This window comes from Brevibacillus parabrevis, from assembly GCF_003710905.1.
GTDB classification, from domain to species: Bacteria; Bacillota; Bacilli; order Brevibacillales; family Brevibacillaceae; genus Brevibacillus; species Brevibacillus parabrevis.
Window position 1 is genome coordinate 220,015 of the sequence record NZ_RHHV01000012.1, and the last position, 21,180, is coordinate 241,194.

The window sequence follows — 21,180 nt, forward strand, 5'->3', positions numbered from 1 at the left end:
GTAGATACATGTATAGAGGGTTCGGCAAATGTGGGCCGAATTACCCAGCACGTATTGAGGGAGGAAATCACATGTCCATTTTTAAAAGACTTCGCGATCTGACTATGTCCAATCTTTATGCCTTGATTGAAAAAGCGGAAGATCCAATTAAAATGACCGATCAATATTTGCGCGATATGCAAGAGGATTTGAGTGAAGCGGAAAAAGCGGTTGCTGCCCAAATCGCTCTGGAGAAAAAGTTCAAGGTGCTGTACGAAGAGCAGGAAGCGCTGGTGAAAAAGCGCGAAGAGCAAGCGCACGTGGCCGCTCAGGCGAAAAACATCGATCTGGCCCGCCGCGCTCTCGAAGAAAAGAAAGCCGCCGAGCAAAAAATGGCTGAGTACAAAGAGGCTTACGAGAAAAACAAGCTGGCTGCGGACGGGCTGCGCGACAAGCTGGCTGAAATGAAGAAACAGATTACCGATCTGAAAAACAAGCGCGAAACACTCGTGGCTCGCGTCAATGCTGCCAAAGCGCAAAAAACGATCAACCAGACGATGGCTGGATTCGACAGCAACTCTGCGATGGCAGGGCTGAAACGGATGGAAGAAAAAGCGTTGCAGATGGAGGCGGAAGCGGAAGCAAGCGGCGAGCTGTACAAAAAACAAAGCTCGCTCGACGACGAAATCGCGAAACTCTCCAAAGACCAGCAGGTGGAAGACGAACTGGCAGCGCTCATGAAAAAATACGAGGGGTAAACCGCTTCGGCGGAGCCCCTTTTTCCTTGAAAGGTTGAATGAGAAAGCACAGGCTTCGCCACGAAAAAAGCTGGCGAAGCCGCACTTTCTACTATCTTAGTTGCTGCGGGGGGATAGACGTGTCGTGGACACAATTGCTCGGAATGCTCGTGTGGACCGGAGCAGGCGGTATTTTGCTGTTTGTATTGATGTGGATTGACACGCTTTTTACGAAGTACAAGGATATGGCTGAAATCAAAAACGGGAACGTGGCCGTGACGACCCGGTTTGTCATGAAGCTGTTTGCGCAAGGTTATATTTTATCGCAATCGATCATGAACTCGAATGAATTGTGGAACGCCCTGTTGGCATCTGTGGTCTCATTTATTATTTTGCTCTTGTTGCAAAAAATCGCGGAAATTTTGTTGAAAAGCTTTGCCGGACTTGATCTGGAGCGTGGAACCCAGCAAGGAAAAGTCGCACACGCCATGGTGGCGGGATCATTCCACCTGGTCGGCGCCTTGATTCTGGGCGCACTGGTCTAAACCGGGCAAGGAAGGAGTAGGACCAGATGAGTTTGTTCAAGCGCATTCAAAATATATTTGCCAAGCATGAACCGCCTGCCCCGGAAAAGAGCATTTTGACGGTAGGGCCTGGCGACGTGGTGGAAGTCTCGCTCGTCACCTACCAGGTAACGGGAAAGTCGACCAATGCGAGCCGCAATGCGACGATGCTGACTTTGCAGGATGGAACGACCATCCGCTATTTATACATCGAAGAACGCGAAAAAACGGTTTACCAGCTGTACACGGTCATCGACGGCAGACTGGACTCCGTAGATGAGGTGCCTACGACAATCGAAATGGACGATGTGACCTATCATCTGGAAGAACAGTACAACGGCAGAGTGCTCGTCGTCGGAAAAGCTCCGTTCCATACTTCCGGTGATCAGTACATCTGGCAGTTCCAATCCGATGGCCGCGAGCTTTTGCGGATCGAATGGCAGGACGGCAGATTCATGCTGTACGAGGGAGAGTCGGTTTTACCTGCGGATGTCCAGGTACTTCGCGGAACGTAAGGAGGAGTGAGCATGCCGAACCGTTGGATGAAATCGATCAAGCTCCTGCTGATTCCGGCGGTGCTCCTGCTTTTGCTGGCTGGCTGCGGAAGCCCCGGAATTGGCGAGAGCTACCCGCTTGAATCCGTCTCCACGAAGGACAAAGGGCAGACATCGCGCATTTATCGCGCCGAAAACAAGACGGTGCCGGAGGTAGCGCAGGAGCTTGCTGACCAAAAGCAGCCGGACGAGATTTCCAAAGAAGACGACCAACACATGTTTCTCGTCTATCCGGATGAGCTGTATCATGTGCAGCAAGATCAGGCGAAGCCGTCCGATACGCTGATTGAGGTCGACACGAAGGAGTACGTTCGGGAAAACTACGATTCATCCTTTTTGCAAGGATACATTTTGGCGAGTGTTCTCGACGATTTGTTCGATGGACACAAGAAAAGCTACAAAGGCAGCTACCGGGGCTACTCAAGCAAAGAGATTTACAAGCCCTCCGGCAGCTATCACGTCCCGAGCGAGGCAGAGAAAAAGGTTGCCCCGCCGATTACCAAAGAAGGAACGGGCAGCATCTTCAAGCGCAGCGACAGCAAAAAGAAAAGTGACAGCTCAGTCGGTCAGGATGGCAACCTGTTTAAAAAGCAGGACTCATCCTCTAGCGGAAGCAAAGGCAAAATTACCCGCTCCTCCGACGGCTCGTCTGTTTCCTCGAAGAGCTCCTCGATTTTTTCCAAGCCGAAAAGCAAATCACCGCCGCGAACAAAAGCAGGAAGCTCGGGGCGCATTACCAAACGCAGATAATCGTCACCCAAAACCCGCTGAGATGGCGGGTTTTTTTATGTTTGGCTCAGCGGACAGCGAAGTTTGCGGGAGATGCGCTGCTTGCGATCGACAAAACGGTCACGCCCGGTTCCGTTTTGTAATGAATTTTTCATAAAGCAAAGTATGGAAGCCCTTTGTCATTTGTAAGATGTAAAGTACGCGAAAAACAGCGGGAGAAAAGCGGAGCAACATTCGACTGATGAAAGCGATTACCAAAGCGGCTTTCTCGACTTTTGTTTGGCAATGACGAAAATATGATTGTTTATCGACAAAAGAAGAAGGGATGTGCATGCATCATTCGACAGTCTTTGTTAGCGGCATTCGCTATGATGACATTGTACATATACAAAGACGACAGACAAGTGGATAGCGGAAGGGAAACTTGGCGGAAAGGAGCGCATCACGATGCTGGAAAAAATTCTTGAATTGCGTGCACAATCCAAATCCATCGCACAAATTGCCCAAGAATGCGGCTTAACCATAGGCCAGGTGAAATATCGTTTGCAAAAAGACAGAGCGAAGGTGGAGAGTGTATCGGCAGAGAATCGACAGATGTCATCGCTGGCATCCCGACGAGAAGAAAATTGGCAACTGCCAGCTTTTTACGGACGCGATATCGTCAAGGTGATGGCGCAAAGTCCGACCGTGCTGTTTGTGTACTGGGAAATTACATGGCCGAGGATGAGGATGGTGGCATCGTATCTACAGGCAGACTTCCGGCAGATTCAAAAAGGGCTGCGCTTGTACGACGTGACAGAGCGGCTGTTTGATGGTCAAAATGCCCATTCTGTCCGGGATATTTACGTCTGCGAGGACGCGCATTCCTGGTATGTGAACGATGTGCTGCCAGGGCGCACGTACTTAATCGACTTCGGTCTATTTGAGCATGGCCGCTTTTGTCCGATACTGCGCTCGGATGTGGTCGTGACTCCTCGAAATACAAAAGCTGCCTGGGGCGAACCATTGGTGGAGCCAGCGTCTGATCGCTCTGCGCCTGCGTGGTTCGAAAACTTTTCCTCGTATTCACTCTACTCCAAAACATCCAAATAAGTGAGGTGTCAACTGTGCACAACGGTTATCTCTCCCTTGTGTTGCACGCTCATATGCCTTATGTACGACACGGGGACCGGGACGATCGCCTGGAAGAGCGCTGGATGTACGAAGCGATGCTGGAATGCTACATCCCGTTGCTCATGGTCTTCGACAAGCTCCTCTCGGACAAAATCGACTTTCGCATGACAATGGTGCTGTCCCCGACTTTGCTGTCCATGCTGGATGACGAGCTGATCGCGACACGGTTTCGCGCCTATCTCGCCAAAACAGTAGAGCTTGCAGGCAAAGAAGTAAAACATACGGCAAACAACCCGGCTGAACAGCGTATCGCCAAGATGTACCTGGAAAAGTTTCGTACTATCGCTTTATTTTGCAGCAAGCTCGATTATCGGCTGATAGAAGGCTTTAAACGTCTGGCAGACAGCGGCTGCCTGGAGCTGATCACATGCGCGGCGACACACGCTTTTCTGCCATATGTGGAGACAGAGGAAGCGATTTTGGCACAGCTGCGTACGGGCATGGACACGCACGAACGCATTTTGGGCAGGCGACCGCGAGGAATTTGGCTGCCGGAATGCGGCTATACGCCAGGGGTAGATCGGTTGCTCCGAGAGGTGGGGCTGCAATACTTTTTTGTCGATTCCCATACGATCGAACACGCGACACCACAGCCGCGCAGAGGCTTGCTTGCTCCGCTCGGCACGATGCACGGGGTGGTGGCTTTCGCCAGAGACGATGTCGCATCCCAGCAGGTGTGGAGCACTTTTGACGGCTATCCGGGCGATTATGATTACCGGGAATATTATCGGGATATCGGGTTTGACCGGGACATGGACTATATCGAGCCGTACATTCATCCCGCCGGAATCCGTATACATACCGGGTTGAAATACCACCGGATTACCGGACGAGACGTGGAAAAGCAGCTGTACGAACCTGACTGGGCACGGGAAAAGGCAGCCTCTCACGCGGGGCATTTCCTCTATCACCGCGAACGGCAAATCGAAGAGGCAGTTGCCTGGATGGACCGCAAGCCGCTCGTTGTCGCGACGTATGATGCTGAACTGTTTGGACACTGGTGGTACGAGGGTCCGCAATTTCTCGACTACTTGCTGCGCAAGACGGCATGCGATTCCCAGATTGTGAAGCTGATCACCCCGTCCGAATACTTGGACGAATATCAGGAACAAGACCTGGGGCATTTGCCGATGTCGACCTGGGGACGCAACGGCTACGGAGAAGTCTGGCTGAATGAAAAAAACGGCTGGCTGTATCGGCATCTGCATCAGGCGGAGCGCGACTTGATCGAGGTCGTGACGGCTTTTTACGAGCATAAGGGCCAGGAGCAAGAGCGTGACCAGCTTGCGAGCCGCGCCTTGAAACAGGCGGGCCGAGAGCTGATGCTTGCGCAAAGCAGCGACTGGGCGTTTATCATGGATGGTCAAACCGTTGTCGAATACGCTGTGCGTCGCACCCATGATCACCTCGCCAATATGCGGGAGCTGCTTGCGATGGTGCGCGAAGACCGAATGGATACAGAGAGATTGACACAGATGGAGACTGCCTTCCCGATCTTTCCCCACATAGATGAGACGTACTATTTGCCAAAAGAGGCGCATAGAGTGAACGTATCGCATCAGCTGGTAGCGGCCAGCAAAGGCGCGGAACCTGCGGGAGTTGTCCTGATGCTCGCCTGGGAATTTCCGCCGAACGTGGTAGGCGGACTGGGTCGTGCCGTCTACGATCTCGCCCGTCATCTGGTTCGCCAAGGTGTTGCCGTGCACGTCCTGACCCGGGCATCGGATTGGAGCGTGGCGGAGGAAGTCATGGATGGTGTCCATGTACACCGTTTGCCTACGTACATTCCGGCAGAGCAGGAAGATTTCCTGTCATGGGTGTTCCAACTCAATCTGGCGATGTCAGACGCGACGGAACAGCTGTGGAAAAACGGCGTCAGACCGGACGTGATTCACGCTCATGACTGGCTGGTCGGCTGGGCCGCCATGGAAATCAAGGAACGCTATTCGCTGCCGCTGGTCAGTACGATCCATGCTTTGGAGTACGGGCGGCATCAAGGGATTCATACGCCTTTGCAAGAGCGGATTCACAATAGCGAGCGCACTCTTGCGCACGCTTCGGATCGAGTCATTGTTTGCAGCCACTACATGGCGAATGAAGTGCAGCGTTTGTTCGACATTCCGCGAGCCAAACTGCGGGTGATTCACAACGGCGTCGATTTGGCGCAGCCGCCAGCATTCGATCAAAATCGATTGCGCGAAGAGCTGTCGATTGGCGACGGGCCGATCCTGTTTTTTGTCGGGCGTCTGGTCCAGGAAAAAGGGGTTCACCTTTTGCTGGAAGCGATGGCCAGGTTGCGCTACGACTTTGGTCATGTGACGCTGCTCATCGCGGGCAAAGGACCGATGCAGGGGCAGTGGCAACAGCGGGCGGAAGAGATGGGGATTGCTGAGCGCGTGAAGTTCCTGGGCTTTGTCGATGACACACGTCGAGATCAGTTGTTTTTGCTTGCTGATATCGCGGTCTTTCCCAGTTTGTATGAGCCATTTGGCATTGTGGCCCTGGAAGCGATGGCTTTGGGCGTGCCGATTTTGGCAGCGGACACGGGCGGACTGCGTGAAATCGTCAGACATGGGGAGAACGGAGCGACGATGTACGCCGGAAATCCGGAATCGCTCACCGATCAGCTGCGCTGGCTGCTGCAAGATCCGAAAAAGCGGCGGCAGATGGCGCAGACGGCGCAACATGACGTTTTGCAACATTACAACTGGACGTCTTTGGCGATCCAGACGATGGAGGAATACCGATTGCTCGGCGTTGCTTGCCTGGCCTTATCGGAGAAATAGACACTGACAGCGCATGATCGCAACGATGATGAAGGAGGAAGGAAAAAAGATGAAGGCAGTAATTATGGCTGGTGGTAAAGGTACGCGTCTACGTCCGTTAACGTCCCAAACTCCAAAACCAATGGTGCCACTCTTGAACCGGCCTTGCATGGAGTACACGATCGATCTGTTGAAGAAGCACGGAATTACAGAGATTGCCGTCACGCTCCAATACTTGCCTGATGTCATCCGCGATACGTTTGGTGATGGTTCGCGCTACGGTGTTTCTCTCGTGTACTTTGAAGAAACGACGCCGCTCGGAACAGCGGGCAGTGTGAAAAACTGCGCCGATTTTCTCGACGAACGGTTCATCGTCATCAGCGGAGATACGTTGACCGATATGGATCTGTCAGCAGCGATCCGTTTTCATGAGCAAAAAGAAGCGTTGGCTACGCTCATCTTGACCCGGGTGGAGACGCCGCTGGAATTTGGCGTGGTCATGACGGATGAACAGGGCCGGATCAATCGTTTTCTGGAAAAACCAAGCTGGGCAGAAGTGTTCAGCGATACCGTCAACACAGGGATGTACGTCTGCGAACCGGAAGTGCTTTCTTATATAGAAGAAGACAAAGAAGTCGACTTCAGCAAAGAAATTTTCCCCTTTTTCCTCCAGGAACAAAAACCGCTGTACGGCTATGAGGCGAGCGGCTACTGGTCGGATATTGGCTCGCTTGAAGTATACCGCCAGGCACAGTTTGATCTGCTGGATGGCCGTGTGAATCTGGAAATCAAAGCCCAGGAAATCGCCCCGCGCATCTACCTGGAAAATCACGTTCGCGTCGACTCTTCGGTACGTCTGGAAGGGCCGGTTTATATAAGTGAAAATGTACACTTGCAAGCGGGAGTAGCTGTGGGGCCTTATACGGTCCTGGGCAGCAACACGGTCGTTTCTTCCGGCAGCAAGCTTTCCCGCGCGATCTTCTGGGAAAATAGCGTGATCGGGAAAAAGACGGAAATTACCGGAACGACCCTTTGCAAAAATGTCCGACTCGCCGATTGCGTGCAAGCAGGCGAGGGAGCCGTCATCGGAGACAATTGCCAGATCGGAGCGAAATCAGTCGTGAAGGCAGGCGTCAAAATTTGGCCGGACAGAGAGGTGGGGGAAAGCGCAACGGTCACGACCTCGCTCATTTACGGCATGAAACAGACGAAAAACTTGTTCGGAAACAACGGGATCAAAGGGCTCGCCAACGTGGACATCACGCCGGAGTTTGTCACCCGGCTGGCTGCGGCGTACGCCTATTTGCAAAAGTCCGGCAGCAAAATTGCCCTTTCCGCGTGCTCGCATCCTTTTGCGCAGCTGCTCAAGCACAGCATCATGACGAGCTTGTGCTCCTCCGGCATTGATACGGTGGATTTTGGCGTCGGCAACTCCCCGCTCATCCGCTATGGTGTGCGCTCCCTCGGTTGCGTCGGCGGCATCCACTTGTTCATGAACGAAGCCTTAGACGAAAAAGAGATCGTCATCCAGTTCATCGACCAGACAGGATTGCCGATCACCCGTGATATGGAGCGGAAAATTGAAAATGCCTACTGGCAGGAGACGTACGTGCGCAACTTGCATCATTTGGGCGAGCTGCATGTCGAGCATCAAGTCCAGGAGGCGTACTTGCTGACTATGGCCCAGCAGCTGGATATGACGGCGATCCAGCGCCAGCGTTTTCACTTGCTGATCGACAGCGAAACCCGCTTTTTCCCCACGTTCCTCGCCCCGCTGTTCCACGAGCTGGGAGTGACGGTGACGTATGGCGCGATTCAGGATGGCATCAGCAAAAAGAAAGCCGATCTGGGGATTCGGCTGGATAAGAACGGCGAAGCGCTGGCTCTGTTCACAGAGGAAGGCGCGAAGCTCTCCGCTGAACAGCTTCTGGCGTTGCAGCTTTTGGCATGCAGCGGCCGACATCAACGCATCGGTCTTCCTGTCAGTGCCCCGATGGAGCTGGAACATCTGGCGCAGCTTTTGCAGATCGAGGTCATCCGAACGAAGGTGACGCCGCGCTCCATGATGGAAGTGGCGGCGGAGGATCACTTCCATCCTTTGTTCGATGCCGTGTACAGTCTCATGAGCATCCTGTCCTATCTCGCCCAGGAGGAAAAGCCGCTTAGCCTGCTGCTTGAGCTGTTGCCTGCGTGCCACATGGAGCGGAAAACGGTGTTTTGCCCGTGGGGTGCGAAAGGCAAAGTGATGCGAAAAGTGCTGGAAGAGAACAAAGGCAAGCTGCTGGAGCTTGTGGACGGAATCAAAGTGTATGACACGAATGGCTGGGTACTGATTTTGCCCGACTCCGAGGATTCGCATGTCAAAGTCATTTCGCAGGGAGCGACAGCAGAGACAGCGGCAACACTCGCCTCGTCCTATGCGAGACGAATTGCGGAGTATCAATGAGGATAAAGGGAATCGACAGCCTGAGTACGGGAAGGATGTGAAGGCATGCCGAGACCGCTCGTCGTCGGGAACGGAAGACTTTTGATCAATTTTGACGACAAGCTGCACATGCGCGATCTGTACTATCCGTATGTGGGCCAATTAAATCACGTCGGCGGACACTTCAGCAAGCTGGGAATATGGGTGCAGGGGCGCTTTTCCTGGCTCGATGAAGACGGCTGGACACGAAAGCTGGGCTACGACCGGGAATCGCTCGTCACAGATGTTCACGCTCATCATGAGCATCTGGCGGTTTCCTTGCAGATCGCAGACGGGGTGCACCAGCGCGATCCGATTTATTTGAAAAAAGTGTGCGTTCGCAATCATGCCAATGAAGTGCGCGAGTTCCGGCTGTTTTTCAATCACGATTTCAGCCTGAACGAGACGGAGGTAGGGGACACCGCGGTGTATGATCCCCGCCTCGGCACTGTGTATCACTACAAACGCAATGTGTACATGATGGCAAACGGGGTCACCCCGGAAGGCGGAATCAACCAGTACAGCGTCGGGATCAAGCGGTTCAACTACGCAGAAGGAACATGGCGAGACGCAGAAGACGGCCTGCTCGCGGGAAATCCGATTGCGCAAGGCTCTGTGGACAGCACGATCTCGTTTCGGATGGTGTTGCAGCCGCACGAGGAAAAAACGATGTACTACTGGCTGTGCGTCGGCGAATCGTACGACGCGGTGCGGACGCTGAATCAGTACGTGCTGGACAATGACCCGGACCGGCTGCTTGGTCGCGTCGCCGTCTACTGGAGACGTTGGGTCAACAAGGAGGAGCGCGACTTCGCCGACCTGCCCCAGGAGATCGTCCATCTGTACAAGACCAGCTTGCTTCTGGTGCGGACGCAGATCGACCAGAACGGAGCGATTTTGGCGGCAAATGATTCCGACATCCTCCAGTTCAATCGCGACCACTACAGCTACATGTGGCCGCGAGACGGTGCCCTGATTGCCAGCGCGATGGCGAAAGCGGGGTACACGGGAGCAGTCGCTCCGTTTTTCCGCTTTTGCGCCGAGGCACTCAATGAGGAAGGGTACTTGCAGCACAAGTACAACCCGGATGGCTCTGTCGGCTCCAGCTGGCATCCATACGTGGTCGACGGGGAAATCCAGTTGCCGATTCAGGAGGATGAAACAGCCCTCGTTCTGTACGCGCTCTGGGAGCAGTACAAGAGCGGCAAGCAGATTGAAGACTGCCAGGCGCTGTATCCGACGCTGGTTCGTCCCGCTGCCCGCTTTTTGCTGGAGTACGTCCATCCTGCGTTGCAGTTGCCCAAGCCAAGCTATGATTTGTGGGAGGAGCGCCGCGGCATCTTCACGTTCACCAGTGCCACGGTGTACGCCGGGCTGATGGCGGCGGCGCGGTTTGCCCAACTGTTCGGAGATGACCGCCGACACAAGCGTTACGAGGACGGGGCGAAAAGCATCCGCGCTGCGATGGAAAAGCATTTGTACGATCCGGGAATCGGACGGTTTTTGCGGGGAATTTACGTGCGGCCCGACGGTGGCGTGGAAAAAGATTTCACCGTGGAGAGCAGCTTGCACGCCCTGTTTGCCCTCGATGTATTCCCTGTAGACGATCCGCGCGTGCAGCGCACGATGGAGGCTGTGAAAAAGAGTCTGCGGGTCGATACAGAGGTAGGCGGCTTCGCCCGCTATCAGGGAGACTACTATTTCAAAAAGTCGCACGATGTTGCCAAAGTGCCGGGCAATCCGTGGATCATCTGCACGCTATGGGTAGCTGACTGGGAGATCGCCAAGGCAAAATCGCTCGACGAATTGCAGGAACCGAAAAACAGGCTCGCCTGGGTCGTGCGTCACGCGCTGCAAAGCGGCGTGCTGTCCGAGCAGCTTGACCCGTATTCGGGTGCCCCCGTATCGGTTGCGCCTTTGACCTGGTCGCACGCTACGTTCGTAGCTACTGTTCTGCGCTATTTGGAAAAAATGAATGAGTTGCGCTAACGAGGGGAGAGATGGAGATGACGGCAATCCGTTTCGGTACAGACGGCTGGCGCGACATCGTGGCGGACGGCTTTACGATGGCCAATGTCCGCATCGTCGCACAAGCAATCGCCAGCTACACAAAAGAAGTCGGCCAGCAGGAGCAGCCGATTTTGATCGGATATGACACGCGCTTTCTCGGGAGACGGTTTGCGGAGGAGATCGCCAGTGTGCTCGCAGCGAACCGGATTCGTTCTTATTTGGTGAACGAGGCGGCTCCTACGCCAGCGGTCGCCTTCGGAGTCAAGCATTTTGCGGCCAGCGGGGCGATCATGGTCACCGCCAGCCACAACCCGCCTGAGTACAACGGGATCAAATACATTCCCGAATACGCCGGTCCAGCCACACCGGAGATCACGGCGAGGCTGGAAGCGTGGATCAGCGAGATCGCGTCTTCCGGTCAACCAGTGCAGACAGTCGCTTTGTCGGATGCCGCACGCGACAGGTTGCTGCAAGTAATTGTGCTGCGTCCTCACTACGAGGCTCATCTGCGGCGCATGGTCAACATGGATGTGTTGCGCAACTCCGCCCTGCATGTCGTCGTGGACGCGATGCACGGCGCAGGAATGGGCTACGTCAGCTCGCTGCTTGCGGAAGCCGGAGTCAAAACGGTGGGAATCCGGGAAACGCCGGACGCCGCTTTTGGCGGAGATTTGCCGGAGCCAAACGACAAGCACCTTGGCCTGTTGAAAAAAGAAGTGCTGGAGCGCAAAGCGTCACTCGGGCTGGCGAATGACGGTGACGCTGACCGCTTCGGAGTCGTCGACCGTTTTGGCACCTACATACCGCCTAACGATGTGCTTGTTCTTTTGACCCATCATCTGGTGAAGAACAGGAAGCTGACCGGGCGGATCGTGCGAACAGTTGCGACCACGCACCTGTTGGATCACATGGCCGAGCACTACGGGCTGGAGCTGGTAGAGACTCCTGTCGGCTTTAAATACATCGGAGAGCAAATGCGCCAAGGCGACGTCCTGATCGGGGGAGAAGAAAGCGGGGGAGCCAGCATCCTCGGCCATATCCCGGAAAAAGATGGCGTCCTGATCAATCTGTTGCTCACCGAGATGGTCGCTTTTGAAAACAAGGAAATCGACCAGATTTTGCGCGATGTGTACGATGAGTTCGGGGAGCTGTTCCATACGCGCCTCGACATGCGCCTGGCGGAAAAAGAAAAGTGGATTCAGCAGATGGTCACCACGCCACCGCAGCGGATCGGGCCATACGCGGTGCAAGGCATCAACCGGATGGACGGAATCAAGCTGCTGCTTGAGGAAGGGCACTGGGTACTGATTCGTCCTTCGGGCACGGAGCCGCTGGTGCGGATATACTGCGAGGCGACGAATGCGACAGCGCTTGCCAAGCTTCAGGAAGCGATCCGCGACTGGTTTTCGGAAATTAATGTATAAAAAAGAGCAAGAAAAGAGCGGAAGAACGGACGCCCAACAGCGCCGTTCTTTCTTTTGTATTTTCACTCTGTTTCGAGTTTTTTTTCGTACGGGGTTTTTTAAAAAAATTCATTTTGCTAGAATCATCTTATAGAAGTCGGTATTAGATGAAAGATGGGGACCTATGCGCATTGACCAAGAAGTGTTGGAAGCTTTTTTGCATGAAGTAAAAGTAGAAAGCCAGTCGCCGGATGATCCTGTCGTCGTTGTCCACACGCCCTATCCGTGGGAGCTGGTTGGGACAGGAAATTATGCCGCGGTTTTTGCCCATCCCGATTACCCGCGTGTGGTGATCAAGCTGTATGCCCCTGGCAGGCCAGGCTGGGAGAATGAAATCGCAGTGTACAAGAAGCTGGGCGAGACTCGTTCGTTCCCGGTCTTGTACGATTATGGCAAAGGCTATCTGGTGATCAAACGAATCAACGGCATTTCCTTGTTCGACTGCGTCCGTTTTGGGATTCCCATTCTGCCACAGGTGATCGAGGATGTGGAGGATGCGCTGGACGAAGCGCGCGAAAAAGGGCTGTTCCCACACGATGTCCACGGCAAAAATGTGCTGATGGATCAAGGGCGGGGGTACCTCATTGACGTCTCGGACTACTACAAGAACGTTCCGGACAGCAAGTGGCGGGACTTGCGCAAGGCGTACTACAAGATTTACCTTCCTTTTATGAAAGACCGCGGCTGGAAAGTCCCCCTGTGGGTGCTGAACGGAATCCGCAAAGGGTATCGGCTGTACAAAAAGGCAAGGCGCTTGTTCAGGTGAGCGCACTCTGGTAAAATGATCATTTGACATTGTGTTTGCATGGCTGCTTGAAGCAGGTGAAGGAGGACATTCCATTGTTGTATTTTCTGATTGCAGCAGGTATTATCGCGCTTGATCAATGGACCAAGCACCTTGTAGTAAATAATATGGAGAGGGGAGATTCCATCCCGTTGATCGCGGATGTGTTTCATCTCACCTCGCATCGCAACATGGGGGCGGCTTTTGGCATCCTGCAAAATCAGCGCTGGCTCTTTATTGTCATTACGATTGCTGTAGTAGTTGGCATTGTGTATTCCCTGATTCGCCTCGGGAAAAAACAGCCGCGAGCTTCTTTGGCGCTGTCGATGGTATTGGGCGGAGCGATCGGGAATTTCATCGATCGGGCCACAACCGGACAAGTCGTCGATTTTCTCGATTTCACCCTGATCAACTTCCCGATTTTCAATGTCGCTGATATGGCGATTACGATCGGTGTCGGTATTTTGCTGCTGGATGTCTTTCTCGAAGGCAGAAAAAGCGGACGGTAACCACCTGGATCGAAGTAACTTTGTGAGGAGACAAACATGAACGACACGCAATTGTTTGAACGGTATGATTGGAACGTTGAACCCGAGGATGCGACCGAGCGGATTGATAAATACATCACGCTGCAAAATGAAGATTGGTCCCGCTCGCAGGTGCAGGCATGGATCAAGGAAGGCCGCGTCACCGTGAACGGCGAGCCGATCAAGAGCAACTACAAGCTTCAGGCGGAGGACGAGGTCACACTGCGCGTGCCGCCGCCAAAAGAAATGGCGATCCAGCCGGAGCCGATGCCGCTGGAAATCGTGTATGAAGACAGCGATGTCGTGGTAGTCAACAAGCCGCGCGGACTGGTGGTTCACCCTGCTCCCGGCCATTACAGCGGGACGCTCGTGAATGGACTTTTGGCCCACTGCAAGGACTTGTCAGGCATTAACGGCGTGCTTCGCCCCGGTATTGTGCACCGGATCGACAAGGACACGTCAGGACTGTTGATGGTCGCCAAAAACGACAAGGCGCATATGGGATTGGCGGAGCAATTGAAGGAGCACACGGTGAATCGCACGTACGTCGCGATTGTCCACGGTGTCATTCCGCACGAGATGGGCACGATTGACGCACCGATCGGACGCGATCCGAAAAACCGCCAACAGATGGCGGTCGTCTTCGAGAACAGCAAGCCGGCCATTACGCATTTTATCGTGCTGGAGCGCTTCAAGGAGTACACATTGGTGGAGTTGAAGCTGGAAACAGGCCGAACGCATCAAATTCGCGTTCATATGAAATACATCGGATACCCGCTGGCGGGCGATCCGAAATACGGTCCGAAAAACACGCTGGAGATCGACGGACAGGCACTGCATGCCAAGACGCTCGGCTTCACACACCCGCGTACGCAGGAACGGCTGGAGTTTGAGGCGGACATGCCTGCGGACTTGACCGATATCGTGAATTTTCTCAGACAAGCGTAAAAGGCAGGGGAAGGCAAGTGCTGAAAAGATTGGCGCATGTGACACTGTACGTTCGCGATTGCGAGGAAGCTCTCGTCTTTTATACGGAAAAGCTCGGTTTTGAAAAAAGGATGGATTCGCGCATGGACGATGGCTCGCGCTGGCTTACGGTCGGATTGCCGGGCCAGGAAGTGGAAATCGTCCTGCATGATCCGACGCACTGGCACCGCGAGGAAATTGCCCGCGAGATGCTCGCTGCGGTCGGCAAAAATCCGATGTGGGTCTGGGAGACAGACGATTTTTCCACTACCTACGAAACATTGCGCGGGCGCGGCGTGAAGTTCGTCAGCGAGCCTGTCGAAGTGATTTATGGCATGGAGGCGATTTTCGAGGATTTGTACGGCAATCGCTTCTTGCTGCTTTCACCCGCCAGCTTGTGATTGTACATAAACGCTGTATGATTCGAAAACGCTAGTAGAGAGCAACGAAACGGCTTTCTTCTGGCGTTTTTTTGACGCAAACGATGTCGAGGAGGGGATAAGATGAGAGGGAAGTGGCGTAAGGCGGCTGCTGTTTTGACGATGCTTGGCATGCTGTCGGCAGCAGGCGGGCAGGCGATGGCGCAAGAACAGGTGAAGCTTCCGGAACGAGTGAACAAGGAAGTGAGCGTCCCGGCGCACGTAGCTTTTACGAGCAATCAGCATCTGTTTTTGCTGGACGGGCAGGACAAAAGCAAAGCGCCGAAGCAAATCACCGAAGACGGGCTTGCCGAAATCGCAGGCTGGTCCGCTGACGGCAAATGGCTGTTGTTTGTGAAATACAAAGGAAACGACAACTATACGGAACCGGGCTATTTGTGGGCGGTTCGCGCGGATGGCAGCAAAGTGGTGCAAATCGATGACAGAGCGATTACCGGAAAGCCGAAATGGTCGCCGCTGAAAAATCAGGTGGCCTACACAGTCAATGTCGGTACAGCCGAACAGCCGCGCACTTTGTTCAGCATCAAGGAAGTGCGGGAAACCGGAGAGGTGCTCGCAACGAGCGAGACATCTGCTGCGTTTTTCGACTTCACCTGGATGCCGGACGGCGAAACGATCCTGACCTCGTGGGAAGCAGGAAAAGATCGCCCGATGAAGCTGGTGCTGCAAAATCTGGCGGGCAAACCTGTCGCTGCGTATCCGATCGCAGAGGCGCCGAATGTCGAGGATGGGATTTACGCCCTGGCTGCGACGAACATGAAAGTATCGCCTGACGGTCAGCTCGTCGCCTATTACGTGCGCTACAACGCCGCTTCCTTGTCTGCGGACGGCGTGCCGATCCAATTGTTCAATCTGAAGCAGCCTGCGAAAAAGCCGCTCGAACTAGGCTCAGGCTTGGCCTACTCCCAGTGGCTCGAGTGGACGGCGAACAGCCAGCAACTCGCTTTTATTGACGGAAACGACCGGATGGCGACGGAAAACAAACACTTGAAGCTGTCCAGCCGCGATGGAAAAGTCGTTTCGGCGAGTCCGGCAGACAGTGTCGACACGTATCCCGTCTGGATGCAAAAGCCGCCGTACACACTGTTTTTCTCCAGAGGAAAAGCGACGCCGTACGCTTTTGACCCGAAAAAGGTGATGGTGCCCGGCCAGCGTATCTGGACGCGAGAAGCGAACGGGGCAGAGCAGCCGTTGACGAAAGGCTCGCTGCAGACGGCTGATTACTATCCATCCCCATCTCCTGACGGCAAGCAGCTCCTGTTCTTGCGCCTCGCTTCCGCCGAGGATGGCTCCTTGTTCCTGCAAGCAGACGGAAAAGAAACCGAGCTAGTCAGAGGAATCACGGGCGACATCGGCTATTACGCCAATTACTTGCCGGAATGGATCGCCGTCTATTGGAATAGTTAGATTTCTTGCCATTCCATTGACACCCGGCTTGTTTCGTGACATAATCCTATTTGACGAATGGAACCTTTAAATCCAGTCCCGTGAGGCTGGCAAGGGCACGGAATGACAAGCGAGGTCTAGCGCAAGCTGGCTTCCTTGTCCGAGGGCTTCTTGTCTCCTGACAAGGAGCCTTTTTTCGTAAAGCCACTGTTCCCGTCGAGGAGGGGATATCGAGATGATCAACAAAAGTGTCATCATGGATGAAGCGGCAATCCGCCGCGCGCTTACTCGCATTGCCCACGAAATTATCGAGCGAAACAAGGGTGTCGAGGACTGCATCATCGTAGGCATCAAGACCAGAGGAATTTACCTCGCAAAGCGTCTGGTCGAAAGAATCGAGATGATCGAGAACGTAAAAGTGCCAGTCGGCGAGCTGGACATTACCTTTTATCGCGACGATCTGCAACACAAATCGGAGGATGCGGTTTTGCAAGGCTCGCAGCTCCCCGATCAAATTACAGGAAAAACAGTCATTCTGGTGGATGACGTGCTTTATACCGGAAGAACGGTACGCGCCGCGCTGGATGCTCTGATTGACAGTGGCCGCCCGCGGATGATCCAACTGGCTGTGCTCGTTGACCGCGGTCATCGCGAGCTGCCGATTCGCCCTGACTTTGTCGGGAAAAACTTGCCGACTGCGCGGACGGAAATCGTCGACGTGCAACTGGCTGAAGTAGACGTGATGGACATCGTGTCCATCCGACAGCTGATCTAACTGAATGAATCCTCTTTAACAGCGATCCCGTGAGGTCGACAAGAGGCAAGAAACTTCCCATGTGTATGGTGAAGTTAGCCTCTTTGTGTCCGCACAAAGAGGCTTTTTGTATGAACGAGGGAAGAAAATGAAACACAGGGGGAAAATAAGGCCATGAGCCAAAAACACTATGTTGATGTAGACGAAACACCACAGATTTCCAAGCTGCTGCCGCTATCCATTCAACACTTGTTCGCGATGTTCGGCTCTACGGTACTGGTGCCGATCCTGACCGGGCTCGATGTAGCGACGGCGCTGTTCACCAGCGGAATCGGCACGCTTTTGTTCCTCTGGATCACAAAAGGAAAAATTCCGAACTATCTCGGATCATCATTCGCCTTCATCGGCCCGATCATCGCCGTAACGGCTTCGCACGGAGTAGGCACTGCACTGCTCGGCTGCTTCTTGTCCGGGATCGTGTACATCATCGTCGCGGGCATTGTGAAAAAGGCAGGCGTCAAGTGGCTTGACAAAGTGCTGCCTCCGGTTGTGATCGCCTCGGTCATCGTCGTCATCGGACTGAGCTTGGCTGGTGTAGCGGTAGACATGGCAACGAAGGTAACGGTAGATGGACAGTCGCAAATGTCTCTGACCTCCATCGAAATTTCTCTGGTGACGATGCTGATCACCATTTTGGCAGCGGTTATGCTGCGCGGCTTCCTCGGACTCATCCCGATCCTGATCGGAATTATCACAGGGTATGTCTACACGCTGATTCGTCACCCGGAACTGATTGACTTTCAAAAGGTTGTTACAGCCGACTGGTTTGTTGCGCCACCGTTCAAGTTCGGTGAAGTGATGGGGGTGATCGGCAACGGATCTGCCTGGATCGCCGCACTGGTTATCGCGCCAGTCGCATTCGTCACACTGGCAGAGCATCTGGGCCACTTGTTGGTAACAAGCAAAGTCATGGATCGTGACCTGATGAAAAATCCAGGTCTGCACCGCAGCTTGCTCGGTGACGGGATTGCCACTTCGCTGGCCGCGTTCATCGGTGGGCCGCCAGCGACAACGTACGGCGAAAACATCGGGGTATTGGCCATCACTCGTGTGTACAGCAAAGTAGTCATCGGTCTGGCAGCCGTCTTCGCCATCCTGTTCGCCTTCATCGGCAAAATCAGTGCGCTGTTGATGACGATTCCGACTCCGGTGCTTGGCGGTGTGTCGATTATCCTGTTCGGGATTATCGCGGCACAAGGCTTGCGGATGTACGTAGAACACAAAGTAGACTTTGCCAATAAACGCAACATGATTGTCGCCGCTGCGATTCTCGTCACCGGGATCGGCGGATACAAGATCAGCTTTGCAGGTGGAGGTCTTTTCAGCGACCTGACCATTGACAATATCGCATTCTCTACCTTCCTGGGAATCTTCCTGCACCTCATCCTGCCTGGCAAAGAGTCGGCGATGGGGGAAGCATCCCGCGAAGACGAAAAACAAATCGCGTAAACGTTCCCCATTCCTTTAAATCCAGTCCCGAGAGGCTGGCAAGGCATAGAACGCTGTTTTGGCTGCCCAAAATCGGCATCCGTCCGGCTTCTTGTCTCTGCTACCTCTCCATAGGTAACGTGAGTCAAGAAGCTTTTTCTTTCGATAAATCAGATTAACCGGAGGGATTTTCGATGAACAACCTAGCGCACCTGATTGGCTTGAAAGACTTGTCCAAACAACAGTTGGTCCAGCTTTTGGACCGCGCGCAATACTGGGCAGCTAGACCCAGTGAGCAAGCAGACATCTTGCGCGGCCGCTTCGTGGCGAATCTGTTCTTTGAAGCCAGCACCAGAACCCGCTTCTCTTTCGAAGTAGCTCAAAAGAGACTCGGCGCACATGTGTTGAACTTCATCCCGGAAACCTCCTCTACAGTAAAAGGCGAGACGGTGTATGACACGATCCGCACGCTGGAAGCGATGGGCGTGGAGGCTGCGGTGATCCGCACGAAAAAGGAAGGGCTGTTGCAGGAGCTGGCGCAGACGGTAGACATGAAGCTGGTCAACGCCGGAGACGGGACAAACGAGCATCCGACCCAATGCCTGCTCGACCTGCTGACGATGAAACAGCAGTTCGGCATGCTGGAGGGCTTGACGGTGGCGATCATCGGCGACTTGCGCCATAGCCGCGTGCTCGGTTCGCACCTGCACGCCATGCCTAAGCTGGGAATCAATCTGCTGCTGGCTGGTCCGCCTGCGATGATGCCAGCGGACATCCCGCAAGGCGTCAAAGTAGTGAGCATGGAAGAAGCGATCCAAACTTCAGATGTAGTCATGATGCTCCGCGTCCAGCTGGAGCGCCACACTGAATCGCTCTACACTTCCAAGGAAGAGTACCACAAAGCATTCGGGCTGACGCTGGAGCGGGCGACCATGATGAAGCAAGGCGCGGTCATCATGCATCCGGCCCCTGTCAATCGCGGAGTCGAGATTCACACCGACCTGGTAGAATGCGAAACATCTTTAATCCAAAAACAAGTAACCAATGGAGTCGCAGCGAGAATGGCTGTACTGGAAACTCTGCTGAAAGGGAGCGATACAAAATGGGAACCATCCTTGGCAACGGCAACGTACTAAATCAGGCGGGAGAACTGATCCCGGTAGAAATATTGGTGGAAGAGGGACGAATCGCCGCGATGGGAGAAAGCCTGCCGCGCGAAGGCCATGACTGGGTAGATTGCAAAGGCGGAATGATCAGTGCGGGATTGATTGATGTCCACGTCCACCTGCGCGAGCCGGGTTTTGAACATAAAGAAACAATCGAGACAGGAGCGACAGCAGCCGTGCGTGGCGGCTTCACCACGATCTGCTGCATGCCGAATACCCGTCCTTCCATTGACAGTGTGGAAACCGTGACCTCGATCCTGGACAAAGCGCGTGCAGCCGGAAAGGCCCGCGTGATTCCTTACGGCGCGATCACTGTACGCCAATTGGGAAAAGAACTGACAGATTTCGCAGGCTTGAAGGAAGCGGGAATTTTTGCCCTGACAGATGACGGTGTCGGCGTGCAGTCCACGGCGATGATGAAAAAAGCGATGACAGCAGCAGCCGAGCTGGGAATTTCGATTGTCGCCCACTGCGAGGACGAAGACCTGCTGATTCCGGGAGCAGCCTTGCACGACGGCGTGGTCGCAGCGCGCCACGGACTGCCTGGCATTCCGTCCGAATCCGAGTCCATCCACGTCGGACGCGACATTTTGCTTGCGGAACAGACAGGTGTGCACTACCACGTATGCCACATCAGCGCAAAAGAATCTGTAAGACTCGTGCGCGACGGGAAGCGTGCAGGTGTGAACGTCACTTGCGAAGTAACGCCACACCACTTGCTGCTGTGTGACGAGGACATCCCGGACAATCTGGATACGAACTGGAAAATGAATCCGCCGCTGCGTTCCCGCGAGGATCGCGCAGCGCTGATCGCCGGGCTGAAAGACGGCACGATCGACATGATCGCGACAGACCACGCTCCACATACGCAGGAAGAAAAAGCAAACGGCATGGCTCGCGCGCCATTCGGCATCGTCGGTCTGGAAACAGCTTTCCCGCTGCTTTACACCAACCTGGTGCAAACAGGCGAGCTGACGCTGCAAAGACTGGTTGAGCTGTTGACTGTACAGCCAGCGAAAGCTTTCGGACTGTCGGCCGGACGTTTGGAAGTAGGCGCGGTGGCAGACTTGACTGTCATCGACCTGGAGACAGAAAAGAAAATTGATCCGACAACCTTTGCCAGCAAAGGAATCAATACACCGTTTACGGGATGGGCGTGCAAAGGCTGGCCGATCCTAACACTGGTAGACGGCAAGATCGTACATCAAGGCGTGTAAAACGACTCAGCCTGT

18 protein-coding genes are annotated in these 21,180 nt (G+C 54.2%); all 18 read left to right on the top strand.

The features are described from left to right. Nucleotides 1–71 precede the first annotated feature (71 nt). A complete protein-coding gene (locus EDM60_RS16950) occupies nt 72–737 on the top strand; it encodes a PspA/IM30 family protein (protein WP_122965034.1) in 666 nt (221 codons plus the stop codon). 119 nt (nt 738–856) lie between these two features. Beyond that, entirely contained in the window at nt 857–1,261 is a 405-nt protein-coding gene (locus EDM60_RS16955) for a DUF350 domain-containing protein (RefSeq protein WP_063230428.1), read from the top strand. A 26-nt stretch (nt 1,262–1,287) separates the two neighbouring features. Beyond that, nucleotides 1,288–1,794: a DUF4178 domain-containing protein gene (locus tag EDM60_RS16960; RefSeq protein WP_063230429.1), complete on the top strand. Its 507-nt coding sequence runs from the start codon at nt 1,288–1,290 to the stop codon at nt 1,792–1,794. Nucleotides 1,795–1,806: 12 nt separating this feature from the next. After that, on the top strand, nt 1,807–2,583 hold the full coding sequence (locus EDM60_RS16965; RefSeq protein ID WP_122965035.1) for a DUF4247 domain-containing protein: 777 nt from the start codon (nt 1,807–1,809) through the stop codon (nt 2,581–2,583). 426 nt (nt 2,584–3,009) lie between these two features. Beyond that, nucleotides 3,010–3,654: a DUF4912 domain-containing protein gene (locus tag EDM60_RS16975; protein WP_122965037.1), complete on the top strand. Its 645-nt coding sequence runs from the start codon at nt 3,010–3,012 to the stop codon at nt 3,652–3,654. 14 nt (nt 3,655–3,668) lie between these two features. Beyond that, nucleotides 3,669–6,521 carry a 1,4-alpha-glucan branching protein domain-containing protein gene (locus EDM60_RS16980; RefSeq protein ID WP_122965038.1) on the top strand — a complete coding sequence of 951 codons (2,853 nt, stop codon included), beginning with the start codon at nt 3,669–3,671 and terminating at the stop codon, nt 6,519–6,521. 49 nt (nt 6,522–6,570) lie between these two features. Beyond that, nucleotides 6,571–8,946 carry a sugar phosphate nucleotidyltransferase gene (locus EDM60_RS16985; RefSeq protein ID WP_122965472.1) on the top strand — a complete coding sequence of 792 codons (2,376 nt, stop codon included), beginning with the start codon at nt 6,571–6,573 and terminating at the stop codon, nt 8,944–8,946. Nucleotides 8,947–8,991: 45 nt separating this feature from the next. Further along, nucleotides 8,992–10,953, top strand: a complete 1,962-nt coding sequence (locus EDM60_RS16990; RefSeq protein ID WP_122965039.1) for a glycoside hydrolase family 15 protein — start codon at nt 8,992–8,994, stop codon at nt 10,951–10,953. An 11-nt stretch (nt 10,954–10,964) separates the two neighbouring features. After that, nucleotides 10,965–12,398, top strand: coding sequence for a phosphoglucomutase/phosphomannomutase family protein (locus tag EDM60_RS16995; protein ID WP_122965040.1), 1,434 nt, complete (start codon nt 10,965–10,967; stop codon nt 12,396–12,398). Between the two features lie 163 nt (nt 12,399–12,561). Then, entirely contained in the window at nt 12,562–13,203 is a 642-nt protein-coding gene (locus EDM60_RS17000) for a serine/threonine-protein kinase (protein WP_122965041.1), read from the top strand. Nucleotides 13,204–13,277: 74 nt separating this feature from the next. Continuing rightward, a complete protein-coding gene (gene lspA, locus EDM60_RS17005; RefSeq protein WP_063229926.1) occupies nt 13,278–13,730 on the top strand; it encodes a signal peptidase II in 453 nt (150 codons plus the stop codon). Nucleotides 13,731–13,766: 36 nt separating this feature from the next. After that, complete coding sequence (locus EDM60_RS17010; protein ID WP_122965042.1) at nt 13,767–14,696, top strand: RluA family pseudouridine synthase; 930 nt, start codon at nt 13,767–13,769, stop codon at nt 14,694–14,696. Between the two features lie 17 nt (nt 14,697–14,713). Further along, nucleotides 14,714–15,115, top strand: a complete 402-nt coding sequence (locus EDM60_RS17015; RefSeq protein ID WP_122965043.1) for a VOC family protein — start codon at nt 14,714–14,716, stop codon at nt 15,113–15,115. A gap of 102 nt (nt 15,116–15,217) precedes the next feature. Further along, entirely contained in the window at nt 15,218–16,561 is a 1,344-nt protein-coding gene (locus EDM60_RS17020; protein WP_122965044.1) for a TolB-like translocation protein, read from the top strand. A 214-nt stretch (nt 16,562–16,775) separates the two neighbouring features. Further along, complete coding sequence (gene pyrR, locus EDM60_RS17025) at nt 16,776–17,315, top strand: bifunctional pyr operon transcriptional regulator/uracil phosphoribosyltransferase PyrR (protein ID WP_063229922.1); 540 nt, start codon at nt 16,776–16,778, stop codon at nt 17,313–17,315. Nucleotides 17,316–17,468: 153 nt separating this feature from the next. After that, nucleotides 17,469–18,803, top strand: coding sequence for a solute carrier family 23 protein (locus EDM60_RS17030; RefSeq protein WP_122965045.1), 1,335 nt, complete (start codon nt 17,469–17,471; stop codon nt 18,801–18,803). A gap of 173 nt (nt 18,804–18,976) precedes the next feature. Further along, nucleotides 18,977–19,918 carry an aspartate carbamoyltransferase catalytic subunit gene (locus tag EDM60_RS17035; protein WP_122965046.1) on the top strand — a complete coding sequence of 314 codons (942 nt, stop codon included), beginning with the start codon at nt 18,977–18,979 and terminating at the stop codon, nt 19,916–19,918. Further along, a complete protein-coding gene (locus EDM60_RS17040; RefSeq protein ID WP_122965047.1) occupies nt 19,885–21,165 on the top strand; it encodes a dihydroorotase in 1,281 nt (426 codons plus the stop codon). The genes EDM60_RS17035 and EDM60_RS17040 overlap by 34 nt, the downstream gene beginning before the upstream one ends. Nucleotides 21,166–21,180 lie beyond the last annotated feature (15 nt).

Bases quoted from the DNA above. Each gene is read 5' to 3' on its own strand.
- EDM60_RS16950 (WP_122965034.1), top strand. From the start codon at position 72: ATGTCCATTTTTAAAAGACTTCGCGATCTGACTATGTCCAATCTTTAT.
- EDM60_RS16960 (WP_063230429.1), top strand. From the start codon at position 1,288: ATGAGTTTGTTCAAGCGCATTCAAAATATATTTGCCAAGCATGAACCG.
- EDM60_RS16965 (WP_122965035.1), top strand. From the start codon at position 1,807: ATGCCGAACCGTTGGATGAAATCGATCAAGCTCCTGCTGATTCCGGCG.
- EDM60_RS16975 (WP_122965037.1), top strand. From the start codon at position 3,010: ATGCTGGAAAAAATTCTTGAATTGCGTGCACAATCCAAATCCATCGCA.
- EDM60_RS16985 (WP_122965472.1), top strand. From the start codon at position 6,571: ATGAAGGCAGTAATTATGGCTGGTGGTAAAGGTACGCGTCTACGTCCG.
- EDM60_RS16990 (WP_122965039.1), top strand. From the start codon at position 8,992: ATGCCGAGACCGCTCGTCGTCGGGAACGGAAGACTTTTGATCAATTTT.
- EDM60_RS16995 (WP_122965040.1), top strand. From the start codon at position 10,965: ATGGAGATGACGGCAATCCGTTTCGGTACAGACGGCTGGCGCGACATC.
- EDM60_RS17000 (WP_122965041.1), top strand. From the start codon at position 12,562: ATGCGCATTGACCAAGAAGTGTTGGAAGCTTTTTTGCATGAAGTAAAA.
- EDM60_RS17010 (WP_122965042.1), top strand. From the start codon at position 13,767: ATGAACGACACGCAATTGTTTGAACGGTATGATTGGAACGTTGAACCC.
- EDM60_RS17020 (WP_122965044.1), top strand. From the start codon at position 15,218: ATGAGAGGGAAGTGGCGTAAGGCGGCTGCTGTTTTGACGATGCTTGGC.
- pyrR (WP_063229922.1), top strand. From the start codon at position 16,776: ATGATCAACAAAAGTGTCATCATGGATGAAGCGGCAATCCGCCGCGCG.
- EDM60_RS17030 (WP_122965045.1), top strand. From the start codon at position 17,469: ATGAGCCAAAAACACTATGTTGATGTAGACGAAACACCACAGATTTCC.
- EDM60_RS17035 (WP_122965046.1), top strand. From the start codon at position 18,977: ATGAACAACCTAGCGCACCTGATTGGCTTGAAAGACTTGTCCAAACAA.
- EDM60_RS17040 (WP_122965047.1), top strand. From the start codon at position 19,885: ATGGGAACCATCCTTGGCAACGGCAACGTACTAAATCAGGCGGGAGAA.